We start from the raw sequence: 26,077 nt of genomic DNA, 5'->3' as shown, positions 1-26,077 counted from the left end.
ACTCCAATATTCGACGGCGAATGAACCAGTCCACCATTTAAGGGCCTCACAAAAAACGATGTTGGTCGGAGATGCTGCGCGTAGGATGGCCAAAAAGACGCGGCGCAATGTCACTTGACCACATGGTCCAGCGAAGGCTAGCTGATATTTTAAGAGCACGGTTGCACTGAAACAAACCAGTTCGCGGGAGAAGAAGATGAACGGCCTGCAGCGCTTCGCAGTATGCAAGGCATGCGACAGCGAGCAAATTTTAGCGCAGCAATCGCTCCAGATTTCTCATGTTGCCGGGTTAATATTGCGATGAATAATTCGGCAATAAGAAGCAGAGAAATGCAGCTTTCCAGTGATGCCGACATTAAGCCCCGGTGGGGCGCGCTAATGCTCCTCATGCTGGTCTACAGCGTTCATTCGATCGACCGAACCGCCTTCAACGTGCTGCTGCAACCAATCGGTCGTGAGTTTGCGCTCAGCGACGGACAAATCGGTTTACTAGCAGGCTTCGTTTACACGATCCCTTTCGCGCTGGCAGCATTGCCAGTCGCTGCTCTTGCAGACCGGGTCAATCGAAAGCGACTTCTGGCACTCCTGCTTTTCACCTGGAGCCTCGCTACGCTATTTGCACGCTGGGCTGTGAACTTCCCCATGCTGACTGGCCTTCGCGCCATCGTGGGAGCGTCGGAAGCAGGATCCCCGCCGACGTGCCTGTCGCTCATTTCGGATCTATTTCCGCCCAGACTCCGACCCACAGCTGTATCAATTTTTTACATTGGCGCGCCGATCGGTGTGCTCGTTGGATCAGCAATTGCAGGCAAAGTAAGCAGTATATGGGGCTGGCGATGGGCTCTGATGGCGATCGGTCTGCCAGGGATTCTCCTCGCCTTGATTCTGATGGTCGCGCTCCGCAATCCTGCGCGTCACGTAGAGAGCGGTGGTCAAGGAACCGAACTGGCACCGGCGCGCAGAATTGTTCGATGGTTTATAAAGCCTGAGATCGCAATGACGGTCGCCGCTATGGTCGTGGCCAGTATGGTGGTGCTGGGAGTCGGAGCGTGGGCCTCGGTGTTGCTCATTCGGGAGAGGGCTGTTCCGATCGCCGAGGCTGGCATGGGTCTCGGTTTGGTGCTTGGCGGCGGCGGAATCATTGGCACCCTGTTGGGCGGCCTCGCTGCTCGTTTCCAGGCGGATGGCGACGATCGACGCCTGCTTGCGATCGCCGGTCTCGCCGCGCTGGCGGGCACTCCTTGTCTGGCCATCGCACTGATGAGCGGTTCCGGCACCATGACCCTCATCGCGCTTGTTCCCTATTCAATTCTGCTTTCGAGCTATTATGGCCCGGCATTTGGATTCTGCCTCAACCTTGCGCCCTCGTCAGTGCGCGCACGAGCGCTGGCAGTGATTTTTATTCTCTGCAACATTGTTGGCGGCGGTTTAGGACCTTTATCGATTGGCCTGCTCAGCGACTGGCTGAAAGGGGCCGGCGATCCATTCCCCTTAACTCATGCACTTGGCCTTATGGTCTTGTTATCCGCGCTGGCAGGCACATTATTTATGGGGGCTGCACTGCAAATGCGCAGAGTTGCGCATCGCGGGGATACAATGCCTGCTGAATAAGAACAAAGTCCCTTTTCCGGTCGCGGTTCGCGATCTCGGATTGATAGAATCAGTCGGTTGAAGAGCGCAAAAAAGAAATGGGCTATAAAGCACCTAACGCGAGATGGCCGACGATGAGATATTCGCTTGGTCACGCTGTTGCACAGGCTCCCCTCTTGCAGCGCGAGCATTCCGTCGCCCCGCACGAAGGGCTGCGCCTATCCGCCTTGGCGCGTTCGTCCCGCCTCGCCTCAAGGCGGGCTTTCGGTAAACAGGTGTCTCGACCTTGAATGGGATGCCTAAAGCCCCCTTATTTGCTCGCACTGCACTTTTGATGGTTTGCACCATCTTGCTTCGAACTTCCGATTTCCTCTCCACCGCGCAGCCCTCGTGTTTGTGCGGCAACAAGATGCGACACAATGATTGATCGAGTAGACTATATCATCGTCGGTGCAGGTTCTTCGGGCTGCGTGCTCGCATCCGAACTGTCTAGTACCCCCTCCAATTCGGTTCTGGTTGTCGAGAGCGGCCCCATGGATCGAAGTTTTCTGATCGACATGCCGCGTGGGATTGGCAAACTGCTCATGCCCGGGAACCCGCATGTCTGGTCTTATGGCGTAAATCGTGGCGGCAACCGAGGCAGCGAGGTTTGGGTAAAGGGTCGCGCAATCGGCGGTTCCAGTTCGGTCAACGGCATGATTTACGCACGCGGCTTTGCCTCGGACTATGACCGGTGGGCTGAACTCGGCTGCACGGGATGGGCATGGGATGATATCTTTCCGCATTTTCTGGCGATGGAAGATCATCAGCTTGGAGCAACCTCAGAGCGCGGTGTCGGCGGTCCGCTTCGGCTAACGCCCCACCCTCGCGACGCAGTCGGTGCCGAGCTGTGCGAAGCGGTGATCGAAGCAGCAGGTCAGGCTGGGATTCCGCGCGTCGACGATACAAACGCGTCGCCCGCTGGCGGCATCGCTTATCAGACCCGCAATATCTGGCAAGGCCGACGGCAGAGTGCTTCAAAGGCCTTTCTGCACCCCGCCATGTCTCGCCCGAACCTGACCGTTTCTGCCGATACAGACGTCCTGCGGATCGTGTTCGAAGGTCGCAAGGCGATTGGGATAGACGTTCGCGACAAGAGCGGTGAACGTCGTATACTGGCGAACCGAGAAGTCATATTGTCGGCAGGCGCGATCCAGTCGCCCAAGCTGCTCCAACTTTCCGGCGTTGGAAATGCCAAAATCCTTCAAGGCTTCGGCATCGAAGTGGTGCACGATTTACCGGAAGTTGGACAGAATCTGCAGGAACATTTCTATCTGCAGACCAAGTATCGGGTAACGGGCGGCAGTTTGAACAGCGAGTTTGCAGGACTGAAGCTGCTCTGGAATGTTCTAAGGTACGCGGTTGCGCATTCGGGACCGATGACGCACGCGGCTCAGGAATTGATCGGTTACATAAAAACGGATCCCGCGCTTGCCCGCCCGGATTGTCAGATTGGGGTCGGCCTATACTCGATGGGTAAGGGACCAAAGGGTCTCGTGCTGGATAAGGAGCCCGGGTTTACGGTCGGCGGATATCCGATGCATCCGCGCTCGCGCGGTGAAATTCAGATCGCATCCGCCGACCCCGACATCCCACCGGCGATCACGGCAAATTATCTCAACGATCCGCTGGATCGCGCGACAGCGGTGGCGATGGTTCGATCCCTTCGCAAGATTATGGCGCAGCCTGCGATCGCCTCAATGGTGATCGAGGAACTGGCTCCCGGTCGATCAGTCGAGAGCGATGACGCAATTCTCGATTATTATTACGACAACGGCGGCACGGCCTTTCACGTATCAGGCACGTGCCGGATGGGCTCGGACGATGCCGCTGTGACCGATCCAGCGGCACGTGTACGTGGCATCTCCGGGCTACGCGTCGTCGATACGTCGATTTTTCCCGAGCTTCCCTCCGGCAATACAAACGCGCCGGCAATGGCTGCAGGCCGCCACATCGGCAAAATGATGCTCGCAGAACGTTAAATGGGTGAAAGCCGAGGAATGTCCGAATACCATTTTCCCAGAAATAAGTTGACTGATCGGTCTACCATCATGAAGGGTGCCGTTAAGATGTCCTGAATCGAGGGCGCACGCGGAGAGCGATCGAGATGCCGAAACTCCTGTCCGTCCACCGGACACCTTAGTGATGCAGTTTCGCACGTTCGCTGAAGGGCTTTCCTTTGCCGAGGGCCCTATTGCGCTGTCGGATGGCAGCCTGATGTGCGTCGAGGTGCTTGCCGGGCGGCTGACGGCCATTACCCGATCGGGTAATCTGCATCTTGTTGCTCAGTTGGGACGAGGGCCAAACGGCGCTGCCATTGGGCCGGACGGTCAATGTTATGTCGCCAACAATGGCGGACTAACCCGGGAAGATCTCGTCTGTCTTGCCGCTCATAAGGATAGCGACCTTAATGTGCCTCCCTCCGGATGCATTCAGGTTGTTGACCTTCAAACTGGCAGTTTCGCGATCCTTTACGATCATTGTGATGGGGTAGCGCTTATCGCTCCCAACGATATCGTTTTCGATCAAAATGGCGGATTTTACTTCACCGACTATGGCAGTCTGCGGCGGGCGGGGCCTGAGCCTGGACGGGTTTACTACGCCACGACCGACGGCCGATCGATCCAGGACATGGGCCGCGATTTGCAGCGGCCAAATGGCATCGGTCTTAGCCCGCGCGGCGACAGGCTCTATGTATCGGAAACAAGCCGAGGACGATTGTGGAGTTTCGCTATCGCAGAACCCGGCGCCCTTTGCACATCGCCTGACGGCGCTTCGGAGATCGTTTTCGAAGATGCCACTCTGGCTATGGATTCGCTGGCTATCCAGGAAAATGGATACATTTGCATTGCTTGCCCGCACAATGACCTGGTGGTGAGAATTTCGCCCGATGGTTTGCTGGAAAGGTTTCCAACCCCCGCGGCCGGCCCCTCAAACATTTGTTTTGGGGGCGACGAAATGCGAACAGCCTATGTCACCTGCTTGCAATCCGGCGTGGTTCTCACAGCCGACTGGGACACACCGGGTTTGCGGCTTTCGCATCAGAGGGAGTTGGGTGAATGAACGTTGGATCGCATCACGATGGCGGACTTGATCCCAGCCTCGATCTGGCTTTGGTAACGGGCCACCCGGATCCAGACACATTCGAAACTTATAATGTGTGGCTCGTCGATGGCGCTCGGCGTCTCGGCGTCAACATGCACCTCTATTATCTTCGCGACGGCATTGCGCGGGAGCGTGCGAGCCTGTTCCTACCGGACGGGCGCACCTACATTACCCACTCCAAAGGGACGTACGATCGCGCTGAGTATCCCGGCGGTTCGAGTCTGCGCTACCATTGCGTCAAGCCATTCGAACGCTGGAATTTTAGCTGGAAAAGCACAGCATCCGAACTCACAGAAACCGCCGAACGTGCAGGGTTCGTCGCGGGCGGCCCTGAGGTGAGGGTCGAAGTCGCAATCGAAGCAGAAACCATTACCGAACCGTGGATCATCCCCCTCTCGACTGGCCCGTTCAGTCTTCAGGGTCCCGCGATGATTTCCAAAGGCGTGATGCTCGGGAAATACGAACAAATATTACATGGCCTGGGCAGCGTTTCGGTTGCCGGTGAAACATTCGATTTTGCTGGCGTTGGCCTGCGCGGCCATGTCCGCGGTCCCCGCGACACTACTGGCATGGGCTCTCACGCGTGGCTCACCGGCCACTTTTCCAGCGGCCGGGGCTTCGGGCTCAAAATCCTCTATACGCTCAGCGGTGAGGCGTATTTTAGCGAGGCCTATATCGCGAACGGCGGAAAGATAATCCGTGCCACCATTCAAGCGGCACCGACGCTTTCACGCGACCCGAACGATCGTAGCTATGTCGTCGAGTTGGACGCGCTTAGCGAAACGATCCGTATCGAGGGCACGAACTTTCACACCACCTGGATCCCTCTCGGCGGCTGGGGAAGCGACAAAGGCGGCACGCGCAAGGCGGGCGGCGGAACAGGCGCGTTCGCTTCGGGTCACGGGCTGGTGAAAGATGCTGAAAAAATCATGAGCCAATCCTGTGCTCGGTTCCTTTGGGACGGCGAGGAAGGCTTTGGAATGTGCGAGCTCTCGGGATGACAACCGCACGCAATAACACGCAGGAGAATGACAGGATGATCTTAAACGTCGAGGATGCTTTAGCGCGCGCGGAAGCGGCCACGGATTTATCGAACTGGGGAACGGACGACGCCTTCCGGGTGGGTTTGGCGAAATTGATCGAAGCGATCGCTTCAGCCGAACTGCCCGAATTCGGCAGGGCCGCGCTGGAATCCCAGATCATCGATTTGCTCAGCACACGTCTCCATTTCGTTGAAGATGAACGACTATACCCTGAGATCGTCACACAGGTGATCGAACGACCGCTGATCCTTACAGGATTGCCGCGAACAGGAACCACCATTCTTCACGACCTGTGCGCGCTCGATCCCGCTGGCCGCGCGCCACTTGAGTGGGAGTCTGCTCGCCCATGGCCGGCACCCGAAGCCGCTACATACGCGACTGATTTCCGGATTGCGCAAACTCAGGCAGAGATTGACGCGCGCCTCGAGGCGATGCCCATCCTTCGATCGATGCATCCATGGGGCGCGACACTTCCAGCGGACTGTCTGAGCTTTTTGGCGTTGAGCTTCGTCTGCTCACGCTTTGTCGCCAGCTTTTCTGTTCCTGATTATTCACATTGGCTCTCGGTAACAAAGCCGGATGGCGTCTATCGCACGCATAAGCGCGCGCTCCAGCAACTCCAATGGCGTGGTCCCAAGGGCCGTTGGATCCTGAAAGAACCACAGCACCTACTTGATCTCGAACAGCTTGTTGGCGTGTATCCCGATGCCTGTATCGTTCAGACTCATCGTGATCCAGTTCGTACGATCGCGTCAGTTGCGAGTCTCATCTGGACCATTCAATCCATGCTGCGCCCCGGGATAGACAAGAAGGAAACAGGCCGGATTGCTCTCGAGCTATTTGGCGCCCACCTTGAACGCGGGACGATCGCGCGCGAGACGAAAGCCATCGATGATCGCGTCATCGACATTGCTTATAGAGACACTGTGCTTGATCCTGTCGGAACTGTGCGGCGCATATACGATCATTTCGGCCTGCCGTTTTCGTCGGAGCATGCCAACCGTATCGAGCACCATATCGGCGATAATCCCCAGGGTAAGCATGGCGCTCACAAATATACGCCAGAGGAGTTCGGGCTCGACAAGGCAGCGCTTAAGGGATTGATGCCCGAGTATCGGCATCGTTTTGCGGATCTGCTCGAAGAGCCGGCCCGATAATCACAATGATGTCCCACTTCGACCGAGAAACGACGGCCAAGCAAGTCGGCGAAACGGGCGCGCTGCCGGGAAAGTGGGCGCTCATCACCGGGGCGTCCTCGGGCCTCGGCATTGAAACCGCTCGAGGGCTCGCCGTCGCCGGTTGCCATTTGTTTCTCGGAGTTCGAAATCCATCGTCCGCTTCTGCACTCTCAAGCGCGTTGCGCGCCGATTTCGGCTGTGAAGTGCGGGTGGGTGCACTGGATCTTGCAGATATGGATTCGGTCGCCGCGTTCGCCCGAAACGTTCTCGCGACAGTGAATGAGCTTGCTATATTCGTTGCCAATGCTGGCGTTTCGAAGACGCCACAATGGCATCTTCCGAACGGTTTGGATGTCCGGTTTGCAACCAATCACCTCGGGCATTTTCTTCTCGCCAAGATGCTGGAAAAGACGCTTGTCCGGGGTCAGGGCCGCGTAATCGTGCTGAGTTCGGCCGCGCATAAAAACCGGCCATTACGACTGGACGATCTGCAATGGCAGCAACGCGACCGCAATGATCTTGCCGCCTATGGCGAATCCAAAACCGCGAACCTTCTCTTTTGTCGCGAATGGCAACGGCGTATGGGCAATAAGGTTACCGCCAACGCCGTTCTGCCGGGCTCCGCGTTGACGGGACTGCAGCGCTTTCACGGTGAAGACCTGATCAAGGCCATCGGATTCGTCGATGCCGATGGCAATCCCAACCCGGCCATGAAAACGGTCGAACAGGCTGCCGCAACATCGGTTTGGGCGGCAATTGCTCCCGAACTTCTAGGGCGCAGTGGATTAATTCTCGAAGATTGCCGTCTAGCGAATCCGATGGATGCGAATACTCATCCGTGGACTGGTTTTGACCCGGCGGTGCTGGATGACGATGCGGCGCAATCCCTTTGGGATGCCTCGGAAGAGCTGCTCACGACACTGCATCCCACTGCTACGACCGCGACGCTTAAAAACTCTTAGCCAGCACCGCCATCTTCACGCTGGCTTGGGTTCGGTCAGTAACTCAAGAATCTGCACTGCAATTGCTTTTGGACAAACGAGCAAGTCCGGCAAATAAGGATTTTGATTGTTATAAGACAAGGGTGAGCCATCTATCCTCGACACATGCAGACCGGCGGCGAGTGCCACAGCAGCGGGCGCGCAATTGTCCCATTCGTACTGCCCTCCTGAATGAAGATAGATATCGGCTTCGCCGCGGACGATTGCCATCGCCTTCGCGCCTGCCGAACCCATCGGGATCAATTCTGCGTCGAGTGTTTTTGCGACGGCAAGCGCTTCGGCTGCCGGGCGTGTCCGACTGACGAGCATGCGAAGCTTTGAGGGCGTTGCTGGAAGAACCTCAGGGCGACCTGAACACAATGTTAGATCGAGTCCCGGGAGTGCCACAGCGCCGATCGACGGGCGACCGTCGAGCGCCAGAGCAACATGAACTGCCCAATCGGTGCGGCCTTCACCATATTCGCGCGTCCCGTCGAGTGGGTCGACAATCCATACGCGGCTCTGCGAGCAGCGCGCGCTATCGTTAACTTCTTCCTCCGAGAGGACCGCGTCTGCGGGCCGTTGAACGGCCAGTGCCTCCATAATGAAAGCATTGGCAATACGGTCTCCGGCTTTGCCCAGGGTCTTTCCCTCAAACAATCGGGATTTCTGTAACTCGAGCAAAAGTCTCCCGGCTGTTTCCGCAATATGACGCGCAAGCTCCGTGTCGGTTTGACCGCTCATTTCAATAACTCCTCGACGATGAGATCCGCAGCCTGCTCAGCGGTTAGAAGCGTCGTATCGATGCGAATTTCGGGACGCACAGGAGCTTCGTAGGGACTATCGATGCCTGTGAAGTTGGCAAGATCACCACTGCGAGCCTTTTTGTACAATCCCTTTACATCCCGCGCTTCCGCATCGGCGAGTGGCGTATCAATGTGTACCTCGATAAATTCTCCAGATCCCATCATCTCCCGAACCATCTGGCGCTCGGCACGGAATGGCGAGATGAAGGCGGTTATCACAACAAGGCCCGCGTCGGTCATCAGCTTGGCAACTTCACCAACCCGACGAATATTTTCAACGCGATCCGCATCGGTGAAGCCCAGATCGCGATTGAGGCCGTGACGGATATTGTCACCATCCAGCAGAAACGTGTGACGATTCATGTGAACAAGCTTTTTCTCGACGAGGTTCGCAATCGTCGATTTTCCGGCGCCCGAGAGACCAGTGAACCAGAGTACGGCAGGCTTCTGATTCTTCAGGCTCGCATGCTTGTCCCGGGTTACGTCAAGAGCTTGCCAATGGACATTTTGCGCCCGTCGCAATGCGAAATGGATCATCCCCGCCGCCACGGTTGCGTTCGTCATTTTATCGACGAGAATAAACCCACCGAGCGTTCTGTTCGCATCGTAGGACTCGAAGATGATGGGCCGCTCGGTCTGCAGATTGACGACACCGATTGCGTTGAGCTCCAGTGTCTTGGCCGCCAGGTGCTCCATCGTGTTAACGTTCACCTGATATTTTGGCGCATGAACACTCGCCGTCACCGTCTGGGTCGCGAGCTTCAGCCAATAAGATCGACCGGGTAGCATCGCCTCGTCAGCCATCCACACGATCGTCGCCTCGAACTGATCGGCAACCTCGGGCGGATTATCAGCGATGCTGAGCACATCGCCGCGAGAACAATCAATTTCGTCATTTAGAGTGAGAGTTACCGACTGCCCGGCAACGGCGGAGGTCAGGTCGCCATTTTTGGTCACGATGCGGCCGACGGTGGATGTCCGGCCTGACGGCAAAACCCGCACCGTATCGCCAGGCCGGATCGTACCGGCGGCGATAAGACCGGAAAACCCCCGAAAATCGAGGTTCGGGCGGTTGACCCATTGTACTGGCATTCGAAATCGTTCCGCACGCGCGGTTGTAAGGTCAAGTTCTACGGTTTCGAGATGATCCATCAGCACCGGCCCAAAATGCCATGGGGTGTTTTCTGATCGACTGGTGATGTTGTCACCCACAAATCCGGAGATCGGGATCGGCGTGAACGCAGCGATCCCTATCGATGCTGCAAATGCCTTATAGTCCTCGACGATGGCATCATATCGCGCCTGATCATAATCGATCAGATCCATCTTATTTACCGCAAGAACGATATTTCGGATACCGATCAGGTGCGCAAGATAGCTGTGACGCCGCGTTTGGGTAAGCAAGCCTTTTCGCGCATCAACCAGGATTACGGCGAGGTCGGCCGTAGACGCTCCGGTTACCATGTTGCGCGTATATTGTTCGTGACCGGGTGTATCGGCAACGATGAATTTGCGCTTCTCGGTTGCAAAGAAGCGGTATGCCACGTCGATCGTAATGCCCTGTTCGCGCTCTGCCGCCAGGCCATCCACCAGAAGGGCAAAATCGATATTCTGCCCCTGTGTTCCGATCCGCTTGGAATCACTTTCGAGAGCCGCCAGTTGATCTTCGAAGATCATTTTGCTGTCGTAAAGCAAGCGGCCGATCAGCGTGGATTTGCCGTCGTCGACCGAACCGCATGTGATGAATCGCAGCAGCGTTTTGTGCTGATGCTGCTCGAGATACGCGTCGATGTCTTCGGAGATGAGATCCTGGGTTTGGTAGGATGAGGATTTGACCACGGTTGCCATCTCAGAAATATCCTTCCTGTTTCTTCTTTTCCATCGACCCGTCGCCTGCGTCGCGGTCGATCGCCCTGCCCTGCCGCTCCGACGTCTTGGTCAGAAGCATTTCCTGGATAATCTGCGGCAGCGTTTTGGCCTCACTTTCGACGGCACCGGTAAGCGGATAACAGCCGAGCGTGCGAAAACGGATTGACCGCATCACAGGCTGTTCCCCTTCATTCAGGGGAAAACGATCATCATCGACCATGATAAGCATTCCGTCGCGTTCCACCGTGGGGCGCGGCGCGGCTAGGTAGAGAGGTACGATGGGGATATTCTCGAGGTGAATATATTGCCAGATATCGAGTTCGGTCCAGTTCGAGATCGGAAATATCCGTATGCTCTCCCCTTTGTTCTTGCGTGCGTTGTAGAGATTCCACAGTTCTGGCCGCTGGCTCTTTGGATCCCAGCGGTGGTTCGCTGAACGAAAAGAAAAGACGCGTTCTTTCGCCCGACTCTTTTCCTCGTCTCGTCTTGCTCCACCGAAAGCTGCGTCAAATCCGAACTTATCCAGCGCCTGCTTCAGCCCTTCGGTTTTCCACATATCGGTATGTAGTGAGCCATGATCGAATGGGTTGATGCCTCTCTCGGCGGCTTCGGGATTATGGTAGACGAGCAATTCCATGCCGCTGTCAGCGGCCATCTTGTCGCGCAGATCGTACATCGCCTTGAACTTCCAGGTCGTATCGACGTGAAGCAACGGAAAAGGCGGAGGCGATGGGTAAAACGCCTTGCGGGCGAGATGAAGCATGACGGCGCTGTCTTTGCCGACAGAATATAACATGACCGGTCGCTCGCACTCGGCAACCACTTCTCGAAGAATATGAATGCTTTCAGCTTCAAGCCGTTCGAGATGTGTAAGAGACACGTTCTCGGGCAGCGCTTGTATGGTATCCGTTCCGCTCATCCGTCCATCTCCACTCAAGACGGCAGAGTCGACGTATCGTCGCCCTGCTTGACGATCCGATAACAATATTTGACTGATCGGTCTAGCGCAGATCTATAACGGCATCGGCGCGTAAGCCAATCATGATGACATTCGGCCTAAGTGGGATCGTCCTCAACCCAGTTGATCATCGACGATGTCCGCATCTTGGCGGTCCACCAGGGCGGCATCCGCTTTGGCATAGGGACAGGGAGCATCTCGGCTCCATGAGCTTTGAGGCACTCCTCCCAAAGTTCGGGATCGCCCTGAAACGATGAACCTTCTCCGGCCACGAAACCATAAAGCGTACACCCTTCGGGACCCGCCACCCAGGGACCGAAGGTATCGCCATATTCGAGCATGATATGCGTGCCTTCACGACAGACGATATCGCCACAACGAATCTCACCCTGGAGTATAAGGTTGATGTGATCCCCATGATGCCCATGGTTTGCGGTCATCGCGCCAGGGTCCCATTTATTGTAGAATGCAATGTAGCGCGGCGACAGTTCGATCCATTTTTCCCAGATCGAAGCGATCGTCCCGTCCCGCAGTCGAAAGCGCAACATTTCTTCCCATGGAATATCATCAAGATGCTTGATTTTAGGTCCGCCCTGCATGTCTCTTTCCTTTATTGTTCGGTCAATGCCGTCAGTGCGATGCCGGGGTGGCGCAATTCAAGTGTGCGGCGAATGCCGTCTCGCCATGATACTTTGCAGGGACCAGTGAGCGCCCGCCGTGCGGTTGGATCGGGGTAATAGTTTGGAAAGTTGAACTCTGCCTTACGAATGAACTTTGGCGACTTACCAATCAGATCGCCGACGAAATCGAAAAGCTCCTGCCAATCAACCAACTCGTCGCCGCCCCAGTTTAGGATATGGGCAGGGACAGCAGCAGCAGCCAGAGAAGGCTCGACTAGGCTCACAATATCGTCCTCGTGAATAGGTCCGATAATCAGCGGCCCCTCCAGCGGAAGATAAACCTCCCCCGTTTCTACGAAATGATCGAGAAAACGATCGATCAGCCCCGCATCCACCCCCAATCCCCCATACTGAACATTCTGGCGGCAAATTATTGTCGGCAAGTTGAGCAGCGCGGCAGCGGCGCGAACTGCCCCTTCCCCAGCCAGCTTGGTCGCGGAATATTGTCCACCGAAGCCGCCGCCAAGATCCGAACTTTCAGGATACACATGATACGGATCAGCATTCTGGGCGTAAACGCTACTTGCCGATACGTGCAGAAATGCTCGGGCAGCGCGACAATGACCCATGAGACGAGCCGCACCGTCGGCGTTGTCGATCATACCGTCTACCGCGCTGGCGGGCCGTATATCTGCTGCCACATGCAGGACGTAATCGACATTGTGCGGTACGTCGTCAAGCGAACCGCGTGCAAAATCACCAATCACGGGCGTTACGCCGAGACTTTTGACATCGTCCAGCGCGCCTACGCGACCGTATCTTGCCAGACCAATGACTGTGTTAGTGGGGGCCAGGGCGGCGGCGATTGCTCCCCCGATGCGCCCGGTTACCCCAGTGATAAGAATGCGATGGCCTGACAGCATATTGATTTCCTCAGCCTGACTTTTTGTCAGTTTCGAATTGCTTTACTGATTAGTCAATCGTTTTGAACGCCGGAGGCCGATGGCCGGGGAAACTAGCTGACGACGGTCGATATCGCAGTCACATCGCTGTATGCCGCCACTGGCGCCTCGCCAATTCCAATAAGGGCAAAAACAGATTCCGGGAACGTGTCGAAGCCGCTGAGAGAGTTCTTGAGACGGCTATCGATCATCAATCCGTGTATCAAACTGTCGATAATCGATGCCAGCCATTTACAATAAGGTCGCGACTCTTTGGCCACCAGGATTTCGCTGATAGTGTCTTCTACCAGCTGTAGATGTGTCGCGTGCCCAGCACGCACGGTTTCCAGAACCGAGGCAGGAACATTGATATCCAGAACCATATTAAAAGTTCCGGGCACAAAACCGTATTTTGCCTTTAACCGGCGCTGCGCTGCGCCAAACCATTCCATATGCTTATGAAATTTATCCATGATGGGCTCGTCGGTAGCATATATGCGCTCGATTTCGCTACGATCTGCATCCCTTACTCTAACCAATGCCGTGAGCAGCAGATCCGCTTTTGAAGGAAATGCGTGATAGAAGCTCCCTTTTTGAACGCCTGCGGCAGCACAAATCACATCCACCGAAACGGCGTGGTAACCTTGCTTCCAGAACGAAGCGGTCGCTGCGTCGAGAATGCGATCGCGTGTTGAAGCTTTCTTGATCATGCGGGAAGCTTTCGTGAAAGATTTCGCACTTGTCTAGAACAACTGAACCAACGTTTTCTGACGCGCCGAGACGACGCCCGACACGTCGCTCTTGACCGATCAGTAAAGTTGTAACAATCTTCAGACTTCCCAGCGGACGCCTGGGTCCAAAATAAACGACTATAGGAACGAGTATGCCGACCTTAGATTTGACTGGCGGATACGAACCCGCTTTCGATTTCCCCATCGCGCAGCCTGAAGATCCGGAGATGCGCGAGAGCGTTTCTATGTGGATTTCGGATGATCAGGGTCGTTTTGGCCTGCCCAGGTTCGTCATTGAAGCGGTAGCCGAGGAATGGAATTACCGAGGCATTGAGGCTAATATAGCCTTTCCCGGCGGCCGAGTGCTGATTGGTGCAGGCGGCTTCCGCCCGGATACGCCCAAGCGCGTCGAGGGACAGATTGTCACTCTCAATGCAGGTCCGCTAACGTTCGAGATCGTCGAGCCTCTGCGGCGCTGGAAAATGCGGTTTGATGGGTCGGCATATGAATCAACCGTTGCGCGTCAGATCGAAGGCGTGGTCGGCGGCACCGATCGTCGCGTCCGGATTAGCATAGACGCTATAATGGCCTGCCCGCCCTGGACACCGGGCGAACAGGCCGCTCAGCAAGGCGACACATCCACAGCTCTGGCAGTTGGGGCTGTCGGGGGACACCGGCACGAACAGTTGTTCCGTTGCAGCGGTCGCGTGGAGATCGAGGGCGATGATGCAATCGACTTCAGCGGTACAGGTCTCAGGATTCGCCGGACCGGAGTAAGGAATGTCGGTGCCTTTCCGGGACATTGCTGGCAGTCGGCATTATTTCCAAGCGGGAAGGCGTTTGGAATTCTCGCGTTCCCGCCAAGGTCGGATGGAACGGCCGCCTATAGCGAGGCATTTCTGTTTGACGGCGAAAAGAAAACCTACGGCAAGGTGATCGAAGCCCCATGGATGACAAGCATCATCCCGCATGGCGGCCCCGTCGGTCTCGTTATCGAAACAGAAGCGGGCCTTACACGGATTGATGGCATAACTCATGACACGACGTTCATTGCAAAGGACAAGCCTATGTTTGGCGACTGGGCACCCGGCGGCATTGTATCTGGAATGGCACTTCCGTTTCATCAGGGCGGCGCCCTCTACACTTGGGACGGTGAGGAAGCCTATGGAATGATCGAGCGATCGCTGCCAGTCGAGCAGATGACCGGGTAATCTTTCGGGCAGATGCGAGACTGGCGCAGACAACGCAGTCACCGACGTTAAAGATCCTGGGGTAAGCGAAACGACGCCCCAGGATCCCGATCCAACGCAATCCATTTGCCCGACTGGCTCGGCACCGACCCAGTCGACGCATCATTTATCGTACGGGAATTTGCATGCGAGTTTTCATGATAGGGGCAACGGGCTATATTGGCTCGCACGTAGCGCGCAAATTGGCGGCCAATGGTCACGAGATCATTGGCTTTGCCCGCAGTGATGCAGCTGCGGCGAAAGTTTCAGCGGAAGGGTACCAGCCTTTCGTTGGCGACATCGCAGCCACCGAAGACCTTATCCATGTCGCCAGAAGCGCCGATGCCACAATTTTCGCGGCCCAGCTCACGCTCGAAGAAGAATACCGGACGATCGGTGCGTTGATCGAGGGATATCGGAACTCGGGAAAGACTTTGATCATGACGTCGGGCACAGGGGTGCTCGGACAGCGAACAAAGGGAATCTGGAGCGAAGACAGCTTTGCCGAAGATGATCCAATCGACCCACCCAGATCTATAGCCATGCGCGTAGAATCCGAAAATCTGGTGCGCGCATCAGTGGCTATCGGAGTGCGTGGAATCGTCGCGCGACCACCAATGGTGTGGGGAGATGGTCAGAGTCCACATATAGAGTTGATCGTGCAGTCCGTGCTAAAAACGGGTAGCGCGTGCTACATTGGGACGGGCCTTAATCTCTATTCCAACGTTAATGTCTATGATCTAGCAAAGCTCTATAGTCAGATTGTGGACAAGGGTGTTGCGGGCGCCTTGTATCATGCTGTCGGTGGTGAATTGAACAATCGGTGCATGGCGGAGTTCGTGGGCCGTCGACTGGGCTGCGAAACGCGAAGCATCACGATGGACGAAGCCATCGAGCTTTGGGGGAAGTTCGCGGCCGTAATCGTTATGGGAGCATCAAGTCGATCTCGCAGTCCCCGGTCGCGTGCCGAACTCGGTTGGCAGGCTGAGCGGCCGGACATTATCGACTATATTCTCGACGATCCAATGGCTTGTAACAACCGATCGGCCAAGATACCGGACTGATTTTCGTCCTAACAAGGCGCCCTGCGGACTTAGCGATCCAGAGCCGCGAGCCTTTGCGAAGGACAATCTTTCGCGAGGCCTGCACCAAATTTCGCTGCAACGGATTCAACCCGCATGCAATATTCTGTCCTAGACGCCTCCCGATAGGTGTCGCAGTCTGCATATATTATGTTTGCGCCATCAGGCGCATTGAGCCGATCAATCAGGGACACTATCATTTTCATCACTGCAGAGAACCCGTTTTTAATGCCCATTCGGCTATCGCAACCAGCGTAAATATCTACAGATAAACCGTTTTCCGACGCCGATATTCGACAACCAAATCGGCGTTGCCCATCTTTGAAATTGGGACAATGACGGCACACCGCACGCAATATGCCGTCATTGTCCGATGTCTTCGGCAGGATAGGAGACACCGCCACAAGGTACGGTATTAAGCCGGACTATTTGGCGCCGAAGCTGTAGCTCACTGTTACACCATAGGTGGCTGGGTCGTTACGCTGGACGCTGACAATGCTAAGCGGTGCGCTGAATAGCAGCGCGTTCTCATTAACCCGGCGATTCAGGACATTGCGGCCAAATATTGCCAGTTCCAGCCGGTTATCCATCAACCCAATCGCGGCACGCGCGTTGAGCGTTCCACCTGCTGCCAGCGTGCTCGCCGCCTTGGTCGCAATGGCGTCCCTGGCAGAAAGCACTGCGCCGTCGGTGGCATCATGATATATACCGGTGCTATCGACATAATAGTTGAATGCAGCGATCGGAGTCTTTCCCTGCCACGAGTAATTGGCATTAAGTGTCATACGACCGAGGTCGAATTCCTTTTCATAAGTACCTGCGACGCTGAAAGTCCATTGCGCAACCTGTTCGAAGCGTTCGCGCGAACGATCGAACCCTGTTCCTGGATCAAGGTAACTTTTATACTCGGGTTTGACGTGAGCGCCGTTGGCCGAGAGAGTAAAACCGTCAAACAAAAGCGCCGTCAGTTCGGCCTCTCCACCATAAAAACGCGCCTTGCCCGCGTTTCCGACAATCGTTGCTGTACCGGCGGCGGTAGTAACAATCGTATTCCGCTGAATATTGCTCACATTGCTGAGAAAGGCAGCTACGTTCAGGCGTACGCGTCGTTCAAAGAACTCGGTTTTAAAACCTGCCTCGTGCTCTCGCGCGGTTTCAGGTTGAAAAGGCACAAAGCTGCTCAGACCGCCCGCAGCGCGCAAATTTTCTCCACCTGAGCGAAAGCCTTTGCTTGTTTTGGCATAAACCAGAATCGCGGGATTGAACTGATAATTCAGACCAGCAGTATAAGAGATACCATCAAAGCTGTCGCGCCGGGCAGCTCGGCATGTGATCGGATCGGCTCCGGTGATTGCACAAGAAATGAGAGAGCCGGGTGCATTAGCAAGAACAACTCGATTCGTAAGGACAATGCCCTTGTCTTCAACTGAATAGCGCAGACCGCCAGTGAAGGAAATTTTGTCGGTGAAGTGCGCAGTGCCCTGCCCGTAAATCCCCATGCTATTTGTAGATACGTCTCCGACATACAGCGTCGCAGTTTGTTGGGCGGAGAGACTAGGCAGGAAAATGGCACGAGATTGATCTATACCACTCTCTTTGAAGTAAAAAATGCCTGAAGAGAAATCGAGGAAATCCTGAAATGCCTTACCGGTTATCTGCAATTCACCTGAATATTGCTTCAGATCTTGCGCCCCGGTTGATGTCACAATGTTGAAGGGCGACCCTTCAAGGTCATTGGTCGTTGCCGCCTTGACACCGCGATATCCGCCAATAAATTTCACCGCGCCAAAGAAAGTGTCGAGGTTAATCGTTGCGCTGACAGTGTTCGTCGTGGCGAAGGCGGGCATCAAGGAATTCAATCGAACGTTATCGGTTCCGGCCACCGAATTAATGTAGTTCTGAAAGAGCGTGTATCCGCCGGGGGCAGCAACGGCGGGCGCTGCGGGCCCGAACGTTTCAAAATAAGCTTCGAGATTGGCGGCGGAACTTGGACTGATATAGCCGGTCTGGAAAGGACGGGCTTGAAAATCGGTATGAAAATGCTCTCCACTAAGCAGCACGCTTAAATTATCGGTCACTTTGCCGAGAATTTTCAAGCGACCGGTCCAGCTGTTCCGATTTGCCATATCGGTGCCAGTGTTGAGCTCGTGATAGAATCCATCGCGCTTTGTCGCGGTCACCGCTCCACGGATGGCCAGACGGTCATCGATCAGCGGTACATTTAAAATTCCCGTTATCGACCGCTCGTTAAACCGACCATAAGTCGCCGCGACTTTACCACTAATTCCGTCGAAATTCGGGTTGTTCGTTTCCATCAAAATCGCGCCACCGGTGGTATTGCGTCCGAAAAGCGTACCCTGTGGTCCTCGCAAGACCTGTGCGCTGCGAACATCGAGCAAATCGGCAGTCAGCCCATAGGCTCGTCCCCAGTAAAGGCCGTCGACATACGTCCCGACCGAAGGGTCAAGGGTGGCAAGCACATCGCTCTGATACTGGCCTCGAATTTGCAGGTTGATTGCGACCGGCGTGGAACTGGCGATCTTCAGCGTGAAGCCGGGCGTCAGTCTCGCAATATCCGGAATACGAACCGCATTTTGCTGGGTGAGTCCGGCGCCGGTATAGGCCGTAACTGCGACAGGAATGTCCTGTAGATTTTCGGCCACCTTTCGAGCTGTGACCACGATGTCGTCAAGGCTGGTACGTGAAGCTTCAGATGCTGTTGAAGCGGTAGTAGTCTCGGCGGAATTTGGCGCACTGGCTGCCGCATTTTGAGCCTTTGCGGTTGCGGGACCTAAAAGTGCGGCGGCAAGCGCCGCGCACGACGAACTGCAAAATATCAACTTCATCGAGTTAACCTCCCCCTATCCGGCCCACTCATGTGGGCTCTGTCGCAAAACTGTTATTCATTTTTGCGGCGCAGTCAATATATTTGACCACATAGTCTATTGGCTTTAATTCATCAGATTATTGAAAATCGTGTTGTCGGCGGAGAGGGCCAAACGAATTTCTCGCGCTCCATCCGAACGTGCCGATCATTTTTTAATCCGTCCCCGCATATCCATTTTAGCTAAATGGTGTTGGTTCCTAATTGGGGGTGCTTTTGCCCACGGAATACTGACGGGGCTTATGCGCTTGCGCTTTTAATGACCCACCGCCATTCTCCCAATCGTTCACTTGGGAGAAACTTAATGCGTTTTGCTTTTGCTGCTGCTGTTGCCGTCGCACTATTATCCACGCCGTCTTTTGCCGCTCCCTGCCGAGATCACGGAAAGTTCGTTAAGTGTCCACCGAAAGCGCCTGTGAAGGCTGCACGCTGCAGGGATGCCAAGGGCAAGTTCGCCAAGTGCGGTTCGCCAGGCGCCAAACCCGCCTAATACGCGACGTCTCAGGAACTGCATTTCGCGGGATCTTACATCGCAAACGATCGTGTCGAGTTCGTATCTGAGCGACAATGCTGAGACGAATCTATTACGACGGAGATTGAAATGGCCGTTGCGAAATGGGAGTTTCGCTCGCTTGCAAGCATGATGATTTCCACACACGGCGATCGGGTTGAGGCGGCGGTCGCAATCCGGCTCGCTGAAGCCGAAGTGAGTGGGAATGCAGGCGATATAATCGTCTGGAAAGAGGTCGCGCAGTGCTTGCCAGAAATTTTTGCACAACATGTGCGGCTCAACGGATCTCATGAATGAAGCTTATCCTGTCGCTGGTTGCAGTGCTGACGGTACTCGCGCCTATTTCCAGCGTCGCACGCGTCTCGCATCATCATGGTCAAAACTCCGACCGATCTTCAGCGAACGCATATTACACCGCGCGCAGCGGTCACCGCGTGCATCGCCCAATCAAGGCGGCAAATACTCCTCGCGGCGCCAGCACTCAATGTCGCGATAACAGCTGGAGTTTTAGCTAGAACCACCGCGGCACCTGTTCTCACCACGGCGGCGTGTCTCGCTGGCTTTAGTTCTACTTGTATAGTTTTGACTTTAGCTCTCAATTGCTTCGAGCAGTCGAACCAGTCATGATCGCTGCGTCGTTCAGGGAGAAACATAATGAAACGGATCATTCTCGGCGCAATTTCCGCCCTTCTTTTACCGCTTGCCCTTGCCGCTACGCCAGCCAGCGCGCGCAATTATGATTGCACGAAGGCAGGAAATGCCAACAAGGCCGCGTGCAAGGGTGCCACTCCGGCAGCACCAAAAGCTCCGCCCGCATCAACACCAGCGGTAGCACCCAAGACCACGCGCACCATGAACTATGATTGTTCGAAAGCCGGCAATGCGAACAAAGCGGCATGCAAAGGCGTAGCTGCAGCGCCAGCTCCAGCCGCACGTCCTTCACCCCGTCCTACAGCGGCCGCACCTGCCCCGTCAGCTGCGCCACGTGCACCAACAGGACAGGCAACCGCAGGTCGGGGACCTGATGGTGCGACGGCCAAGTGCCGCGACAACACGTACAGTCATTCCGCGCATCGCTCGGGAACATGCTCACGTCATGGTGGCGTTGCGCAATTCTATTAAGTGAGTTCCAAGGTCACCGGCGAGGCAATGTCCCCGCCGGTGACCAATCGGAATCACACATTTGTGTGCAAGACGGCTGAACTCCAAGCATTTAAGATTGGTAACCGCGGCTCTGGTTGATGAAGTTAGGCTTATGCAGGCGACAAACTCAGAGCCGCACTCAAGGGCCATGGAAACTGGACCCTTGAGCATCAAGCACTCAGATACCGCCAAGGACTTCGTTCCTTTACCACGGCGCTGGGTAATTCTGGGATTGCACTGGGATTGGAAATGCCCCTTTTTTGGATGTTTTGGGGGTTATTTGCGCCCTCTTTTCCACGGTTTCCCCTGTATAAGTGGCCTTTTTTGGACCCTTCGAAGGCAGGGGTCACAGGTTCCAAATCCTGCTGACGCCCATGGCGTCTCGTCTCACCAGCTTACCAGCCGCTATGAAGACCGATTTCTTCAACATAATGCCACCGCTGTGGGCAACCGTGCCGGAAGTCCTGTCGCTCCCGAAGCCAGAGCAAAGCGGCTTTGTGAACAGCAACGGCGCGCGACTTTATTACGCCGCGTTCAACCACCGTGGCGGTTCGCCGGTCATCCTGTTGCACGGCGGCTTCGCATCATCTGAGTCATGGGGCTTCGAAGTGCCGCGTCTCGCCGACAACCACGAGGTGATCGTCATGGATAATCGTGGTCACGGACGGAGCGGGATCTCTGCGACGCCTCTCAGTTATGAGCAGATGACATCCGACGTCATCGCGGTCCTCGACGCTATGCATATCCGCAAAGTGTCGGTGGTAGGCTTGAGCGATGGTGGCATCATCGGTCTCATCCTCGGCTTCCGCTATCCCGGCCGCGGCGCCCTTCATGGGGTGATCGTGGCGTTTCTAGGTGGCCACGGCAACTAGGTCGTGAACCCATAAACGGGATTCCCAAAGCGGCGTTGATCTGATTCAGAGTCGCGGCATGAGCCGCTATGATTTGACCGATTTCGAATGGCGCGTACTCGCACCGCTGTTGCCGAACAAGCCGAGGGGTGTGCCGCGTGTTGATGATCGGCGCGTTCTGAACGGCATTTTTTGGGTGCTGCGTTCGGGTGCGCCGTGGCGCGACCTGCCCGAACGCTATGGGCCGAGGACGACCTGCTACAATCGCTTTGTGCGCTGGCGAAAGGCGGGCGTGTGGGACCGGCTGATGGACGCGATCACGGCGGCCTTTGATGGCGACATCCAGATGATCGACAGCACTTCCATCCGGGCGCACCAGCAGGCTGCGACGGCAAAAAGGGGGGTCGAGATCATTGTCTCGGTCGCTCCCGGGGCGGTCTCACGACCAAGATCCACGCGGTCGTCGACCGGCAAGGCCTGCCGATCCGGCTCGGCCTGAGCGCGGGGCAAGCGCACGATGCTCCCGCCGCGCTGACCCTGCTCGACCGGCTTGATCCGCGCACCATCGTGCTCGGCGACAAGGCTTACGATGGCAACGCCATCCGCGACCTGATCGAGAGCCAGGGCGCGGTGCCGAACATCCCGGCAAAGTCGAACCGCAAGTGGCGCCCCTGCTTCTCGAAGACGCTCTATCGCGAGCGCAATCAGGTCGAGCGCTTCTTCAGCAAGCTCAAGCACTTCCGACGCATCGCCACCCGCTACGACAAGCTCGCCGACAATTTCATCGCCATGGTCAAACTCGCCTCAATGCGCCTGTGGCTCCGCGCTTATGAGTCTACGGCCTAGCCCGTACATCCGAAAAACCGCTCCAGCCTGAGTATCTGCGCCACGTCCTACTTCGTTGGATAAAGTCTCCCCTGTAGGAAATTCAATCACCTGTGTGCCTTTCAAGAACGTTGCGGTCGCCAGACGATGCGCCCCTCAATGATCGTGGCCGCGACGTTTGCGGCGCTCAACATAGACAAGGCGTCCGCAAGTCCGGTTCGTAACAGGCACAGGTCAGCAATTGCACCGTGCGTTACGCGACGCGGCAGGCCACCGGGATCAATCTGCGCACCCAGATAAAGGTTTAGGGCGGTCCGGGGCGGCACGGCCTCCTCGGCACCCAGAATGATGCCTGCACGCGTCCGTCTTGTCGTCGCCGTTTTCATCGCGGCCCAGCAATCGATCGACCCATAAGGCGCGTCCGAACTGCCAGCGACAGGAATGCCTGCTGCCATCAATGACGCGCAACGATACAAGTCGTTCCGATCTGCCGCATCCACATCGGTCAAATAGCGATCGCCGTGTGCACTGATGAAATTCGACTGGGTTACCACTCGAAGTCCAAGCCCCGCGATCTCCGGGATCGCCGCTGCCGGGATAACACCGCCATGTTCAATACGATCACCGGGCAGCGCACCCGCATCCTGAAACACGGCGAGGACCAGACCCAGTTCGGCCGCCGTCACGCAATGCACAGCGACCGGGCGGTTCCATGCCCGTGCTTCTTTGATCCACGCAATGAGTTGATCGAAGGGCGGCAAGTCACGCTCATCCAGCAGAATTTTCACGGGTGCCGTCGCGCCTTCGATCCGGCCGCGGCTCATCGCGAGAACCCGTTGCGGCATCGCGGCCGTCAGAAGCTCGGCTACGGCAGCATCGTTTCCCGCGCTGGCGTCGGTGACTTCCGTGATGCCAAGGGCCGCCAGTTTTTGGCCGAGGGCCGCAAGTGATGGGGGAGAAACACCGATCCGCGTGCGTAGCCATGCGTCGCCGCGCCAGAGGCGTCCTGTTGCTTGGCCGGACTGGTCGCGTTCGAGTTCCGGGCTGTTTTCGCCGACGATTTGCAGGGCTTTGCTGTTCAGAATCCAGAGTGCACCAGTGCGATCGAGTGCTCTCGCGGGATGGTGGGGAGCGGCGCTGTCGAGAGTGTGGCGGTCGAGGGTTTCCGCCATTTTTACGGGCAATCGGATCGCGCGCAGCCATTCGCCGGGGGCTAAACGCGCGCAAGCGGCCCTTATTGCGCGTATTATGTCGTTAATATTGTCACAATTGGACAGATCGAGCGAGGATTCAGCCGCTGCGGTGGCAAGAAGGTGGATATGATGGTCGATCAAACCAGGGATCAGTGCCCCGCCCCGCCCGTCGAGAATTTTCCCCGGGCCCGACAGATTAGGGGCGATGGCGGCGATCAGTCCGTTTTCGATACGGACATCCAGCCCGTTGCGCCCTTCGATTTCGACGTTGCGGATCAGCAGGTTGTTCATGCGGCAACCGATGCGGCGATGCCCGCCATGGCCGCATCGACCATGAATCCCCCGCCCCGTGCGACTGCATCCAGCGCAGCTGTGGCGGCGGCAAGTCCCGTCAGCGGATCGGCCAGAGCGTCGCCAATGAAGCGCGGCGCACCGCCCGCGGTCCAGCGCACCAGTCCGCCCGCAGCAGCCGCGTCGTCGCCGAATGCAACGCGGTTTGTCTGTGAACCCGTCCAGCCATAACCGCTGATCGCGACCCAGATCAGCGCGGGGTTGAGTGCAAACAGTCTTTCGGGAGCAAGATCGCCCTTATCGAAAACCCGCCGTCGGGCGCTGCTGATAATCACGTCGGCCCCATGAAGCCGCGCGCGCAATTCGGGGCCGTGGAAATCCAGTGCGACACGTTCCTTGCCGCCGTTCAACCGGACATCGAACGCAGGCGCAGAGGTCGCGGTCGTGTCGGGCCGCGTGATGCTTTCGACCTTGACGACATCCGCGCCCATTGCCGCAAACACACTGCCGCAGAGCGGTCCTGCCCACAAGCTCGACAGATCGACAACGCGTAACCGATGCCTGTTTGGGACGCCGCCCGCCGCCATTTTCCTGATCAGATTTGTCGCCGGAAATGCTTCACCGACCCGCGCCACGGGCAGACCCAGCAACGCGCCTTGCTCGATCAGGTCTTCGACGTCTTGTTCGACGGCCCGCCGTCCGGCCAGCCATGCGGGCATCAGTTCGGAATCACTTTCGCGCGCCAGATTAAGGGCCAGCCATCCGTTGGCCGCCCGGATCATCCGTGCGCTGTTATTGGCTGACCGCACACCAGGTTCTCCCAGGGAAACGGCTTCCGACCGGTCGAAGACCGCAGACGGGTCCATTTTCACGGCATTGCCGATTGTCGCGCTTCGGACCGCAATTTCGTCAACCCAGCGGGTCGCAGCCGATAGCGCGCGCTTCATAATGCCGACTGACGGAAGCTTTGGCGCAAGTTCACCACGGTTTCTTTATTCGGACAGCATGGCGTTAAGTCAAAACGATTTGGGCAGCCCGAGGACATGCGTTGCGACATGGCTGAGGATCAGGTTGGTCGAGATCGGCGCGACCTGATAAAGTCGCGTCTCGCGGAACTTGCGTTCGATGTCATATTCCTCGGCAAAACCAAAGCCGCCGTGCGTTTGAATACACATATCGGCGGCATACCAGCTTGCCTCGGATGCCAGCATTTTCGCCATGTTCGCCTCGCTCCCGCAAGGCTGCCCGGCTTCGAACATGGCAGCCGCCTTGTCGACCATCAGTGCCGCAGCCGAGATCTGGACATGCGCGCGGGCGATCGGGAACTGTATTCCCTGATTCTGGCCGATTGCGCGTCCGAAAACTTCGCGTTCTCCGGCATAGGCAGCGGCGCGTTCGATGAAAAACCGTCCGTCGCCGATACATTCCGCCGCGATCAAAATCCGTTCGGCATTCATGCCGTCGAGAACGTATTTGAAGCCCTTGCCCTCGACACCGATGCGATTGGCGACGGGTACGCGAAGCTCGTCAAAGAACAATGCGGTCGTCGCGTGGTTCAGCATCGTGCGGATGGGCTGAATCGTCAGTCCATTGCCAATCGCCTCACGCATGTCGACGAGGAGCAGGCTCATCCCGTCCGAAGCCTTGGCCGATGCGTCGCGCGGCGATGTCCGGCACAGCAGCAGAAGCAGGTCGGAATGTTCGGCGCGGCTGATCCAGATTTTCTGGCCGCTTACGACATAATCATCGCCATCGCGGCGCGCCGAAGTGCTGATCCGCGTGGTGTCGGTGCCAGCACCGGGTTCGGTGACGCCGAAAGCCTGCAACCGCAATTTACCCGACGCAATATCGGGAAGATAGCGCGCTTTTTGTTCAGGACTGCCGTGGCGTAAAATGGCACCCATCGTGTACATTTGGGCATGAGCGGCACCGCCATTTGCACCGGCGCGGTGGATTTCCTCCAGAACGGCGCAGGCGGCCGACAAGCCAAGGCCAGACCCGCCAAACTCCTCTGGGATCAACATTCCGAGATATCCGGCCGTCGTCAGCGCAGACACGAATTCGGTGGGATATTCCCGATCACGGTCGAGTTTGCGCCAGTATTCGCCGGGAAAATCTGCGACGAGCCGCTGAACTGCATCACGGATTTCTGCGTGCGCCACAGCGCCGATTTCGGAATTACTGGTCATAAATCCTGATACCGCAAAA

22 protein-coding genes are annotated in these 26,077 nt (G+C 56.6%); 12 read left to right on the top strand and 10 right to left on the bottom strand.

All coding sequences use genetic code 11. From position 1 onward, the window contains the following. Nucleotides 1-330 precede the first annotated feature (330 nt). From D3Y57_RS04605 to D3Y57_RS04580, 6 genes are all read left to right on the top strand, one after another. Nucleotides 331-1,611, top strand: coding sequence for an MFS transporter (locus D3Y57_RS04605; protein ID WP_162986959.1), 1,281 nt, complete (start codon nt 331-333; stop codon nt 1,609-1,611). A gap of 398 nt (nt 1,612-2,009) precedes the next feature. Next, on the top strand, nt 2,010-3,611 hold the full coding sequence (locus tag D3Y57_RS04600) for a GMC family oxidoreductase (RefSeq protein ID WP_121151766.1): 1,602 nt from the start codon (nt 2,010-2,012) through the stop codon (nt 3,609-3,611). Between the two features lie 163 nt (nt 3,612-3,774). Next, nucleotides 3,775-4,692: an SMP-30/gluconolactonase/LRE family protein gene (locus D3Y57_RS04595; RefSeq protein WP_121151764.1), complete on the top strand. Its 918-nt coding sequence runs from the start codon at nt 3,775-3,777 to the stop codon at nt 4,690-4,692. Next, nucleotides 4,689-5,735 carry a DUF7064 domain-containing protein gene (locus D3Y57_RS04590; protein WP_121151762.1) on the top strand — a complete coding sequence of 349 codons (1,047 nt, stop codon included), beginning with the start codon at nt 4,689-4,691 and terminating at the stop codon, nt 5,733-5,735. Before D3Y57_RS04595 ends, D3Y57_RS04590 begins: the two co-directional genes overlap by 4 nt. Before the next feature lie 35 nt (nt 5,736-5,770). Further along, nucleotides 5,771-6,934 (top strand): sulfotransferase family protein, encoded by a 1,164-nt coding sequence (locus D3Y57_RS04585; RefSeq protein ID WP_162986957.1) that lies wholly within the window; start codon nt 5,771-5,773, stop codon nt 6,932-6,934. Nucleotides 6,935-6,939: 5 nt separating this feature from the next. Then, the gene (locus tag D3Y57_RS04580) at nt 6,940-7,917 is read left to right on the top strand and encodes an SDR family NAD(P)-dependent oxidoreductase (RefSeq protein WP_121151758.1); all 978 of its coding nucleotides are present in this window, start codon (nt 6,940-6,942) and stop codon (nt 7,915-7,917) included. A 15-nt stretch (nt 7,918-7,932) separates the two neighbouring features. Here the strand turns inward: D3Y57_RS04580 and D3Y57_RS04575 are convergent, their stop codons facing one another. From D3Y57_RS04575 to D3Y57_RS04550, 6 genes are all read right to left on the bottom strand, one after another. Further along, entirely contained in the window at nt 7,933-8,679 is a 747-nt protein-coding gene (locus D3Y57_RS04575; RefSeq protein ID WP_121151756.1) for a 3'(2'),5'-bisphosphate nucleotidase CysQ, read from the bottom strand. Beyond that, a complete protein-coding gene (gene cysN, locus D3Y57_RS04570) occupies nt 8,676-10,589 on the bottom strand; it encodes a sulfate adenylyltransferase subunit CysN (RefSeq protein ID WP_121151754.1) in 1,914 nt (637 codons plus the stop codon). The genes D3Y57_RS04575 and cysN overlap by 4 nt, the downstream gene beginning before the upstream one ends. Before the next feature lies 1 nt (nt 10,590). Further along, nucleotides 10,591-11,529 (bottom strand): sulfate adenylyltransferase subunit CysD, encoded by a 939-nt coding sequence (cysD, locus tag D3Y57_RS04565; protein WP_121151752.1) that lies wholly within the window; start codon nt 11,527-11,529, stop codon nt 10,591-10,593. A gap of 137 nt (nt 11,530-11,666) precedes the next feature. Continuing rightward, nucleotides 11,667-12,167: a hypothetical protein gene (locus D3Y57_RS04560; RefSeq protein WP_121151750.1), complete on the bottom strand. Its 501-nt coding sequence runs from the start codon at nt 12,165-12,167 to the stop codon at nt 11,667-11,669. An 11-nt stretch (nt 12,168-12,178) separates the two neighbouring features. Continuing rightward, nucleotides 12,179-13,111: an NAD-dependent epimerase/dehydratase family protein gene (locus D3Y57_RS04555; RefSeq protein ID WP_121151748.1), complete on the bottom strand. Its 933-nt coding sequence runs from the start codon at nt 13,109-13,111 to the stop codon at nt 12,179-12,181. 92 nt (nt 13,112-13,203) lie between these two features. Then, on the bottom strand, nt 13,204-13,839 hold the full coding sequence (locus D3Y57_RS04550) for a TetR/AcrR family transcriptional regulator (protein WP_121151746.1): 636 nt from the start codon (nt 13,837-13,839) through the stop codon (nt 13,204-13,206). Nucleotides 13,840-14,012: 173 nt separating this feature from the next. On the opposite strand from D3Y57_RS04550, the gene D3Y57_RS04545 reads away from it, so the two are divergent. Both D3Y57_RS04545 and D3Y57_RS04540 read left to right on the top strand, forming a co-directional pair. Beyond that, nucleotides 14,013-15,071, top strand: coding sequence for a DUF7064 domain-containing protein (locus D3Y57_RS04545; protein WP_121151744.1), 1,059 nt, complete (start codon nt 14,013-14,015; stop codon nt 15,069-15,071). A 164-nt stretch (nt 15,072-15,235) separates the two neighbouring features. Continuing rightward, a complete protein-coding gene (locus D3Y57_RS04540; protein WP_121151742.1) occupies nt 15,236-16,153 on the top strand; it encodes an NAD-dependent epimerase/dehydratase family protein in 918 nt (305 codons plus the stop codon). A gap of 443 nt (nt 16,154-16,596) precedes the next feature. Here the strand turns inward: D3Y57_RS04540 and D3Y57_RS04530 are convergent, their stop codons facing one another. Next, nucleotides 16,597-19,017, bottom strand: a complete 2,421-nt coding sequence (locus D3Y57_RS04530) for a TonB-dependent receptor (protein ID WP_121151738.1) — start codon at nt 19,015-19,017, stop codon at nt 16,597-16,599. Between the two features lie 639 nt (nt 19,018-19,656). On the opposite strand from D3Y57_RS04530, the gene D3Y57_RS04520 reads away from it, so the two are divergent. The 4 genes from D3Y57_RS04520 (at nt 19,657) to D3Y57_RS04495 (ending at nt 22,406) form a co-directional block, all read left to right on the top strand. Further along, nucleotides 19,657-19,863, top strand: a complete 207-nt coding sequence (locus D3Y57_RS04520) for a hypothetical protein (protein WP_121151734.1) — start codon at nt 19,657-19,659, stop codon at nt 19,861-19,863. A gap of 357 nt (nt 19,864-20,220) precedes the next feature. Then, a complete protein-coding gene (locus tag D3Y57_RS20715) occupies nt 20,221-20,688 on the top strand; it encodes a DUF3761 domain-containing protein (protein ID WP_239025737.1) in 468 nt (155 codons plus the stop codon). Nucleotides 20,689-21,116: 428 nt separating this feature from the next. Then, nucleotides 21,117-21,581 carry an alpha/beta fold hydrolase gene (locus D3Y57_RS04500; protein WP_162986956.1) on the top strand — a complete coding sequence of 155 codons (465 nt, stop codon included), beginning with the start codon at nt 21,117-21,119 and terminating at the stop codon, nt 21,579-21,581. 58 nt (nt 21,582-21,639) lie between these two features. Continuing rightward, a protein-coding gene (locus tag D3Y57_RS04495; RefSeq protein ID WP_121151729.1) for an IS5 family transposase occupies nt 21,640-22,406 on the top strand; the annotation gives its coding sequence in 2 pieces (ribosomal slippage) (nt 21,640-21,964 and nt 21,964-22,406; 768 coding nt in all). Between the two features lie 101 nt (nt 22,407-22,507). Here D3Y57_RS04495 and D3Y57_RS04490 read toward each other — a convergent pair. The 3 genes from D3Y57_RS04490 to D3Y57_RS04480 all read right to left on the bottom strand — a co-directional run bounded on the left by D3Y57_RS04490 (nt 22,508) and on the right by D3Y57_RS04480 (nt 26,058). Next, nucleotides 22,508-23,869, bottom strand: coding sequence for an amidohydrolase family protein (locus tag D3Y57_RS04490; protein WP_121151726.1), 1,362 nt, complete (start codon nt 23,867-23,869; stop codon nt 22,508-22,510). Beyond that, a complete protein-coding gene (locus tag D3Y57_RS04485) occupies nt 23,866-24,816 on the bottom strand; it encodes a CoA transferase (protein ID WP_121151723.1) in 951 nt (316 codons plus the stop codon). Before D3Y57_RS04485 ends, D3Y57_RS04490 begins: the two co-directional genes overlap by 4 nt. A gap of 69 nt (nt 24,817-24,885) precedes the next feature. After that, complete coding sequence (locus D3Y57_RS04480; RefSeq protein ID WP_121151721.1) at nt 24,886-26,058, bottom strand: acyl-CoA dehydrogenase family protein; 1,173 nt, start codon at nt 26,056-26,058, stop codon at nt 24,886-24,888. Nucleotides 26,059-26,077 lie beyond the last annotated feature (19 nt).

The organism is Sphingomonas paeninsulae (assembly GCF_003660165.1).
GTDB lineage: Bacteria > Pseudomonadota > Alphaproteobacteria > Sphingomonadales > Sphingomonadaceae > Sphingomonas_O > Sphingomonas_O paeninsulae.
This window is presented reverse-complemented; position numbering and strand designations above follow the sequence as displayed.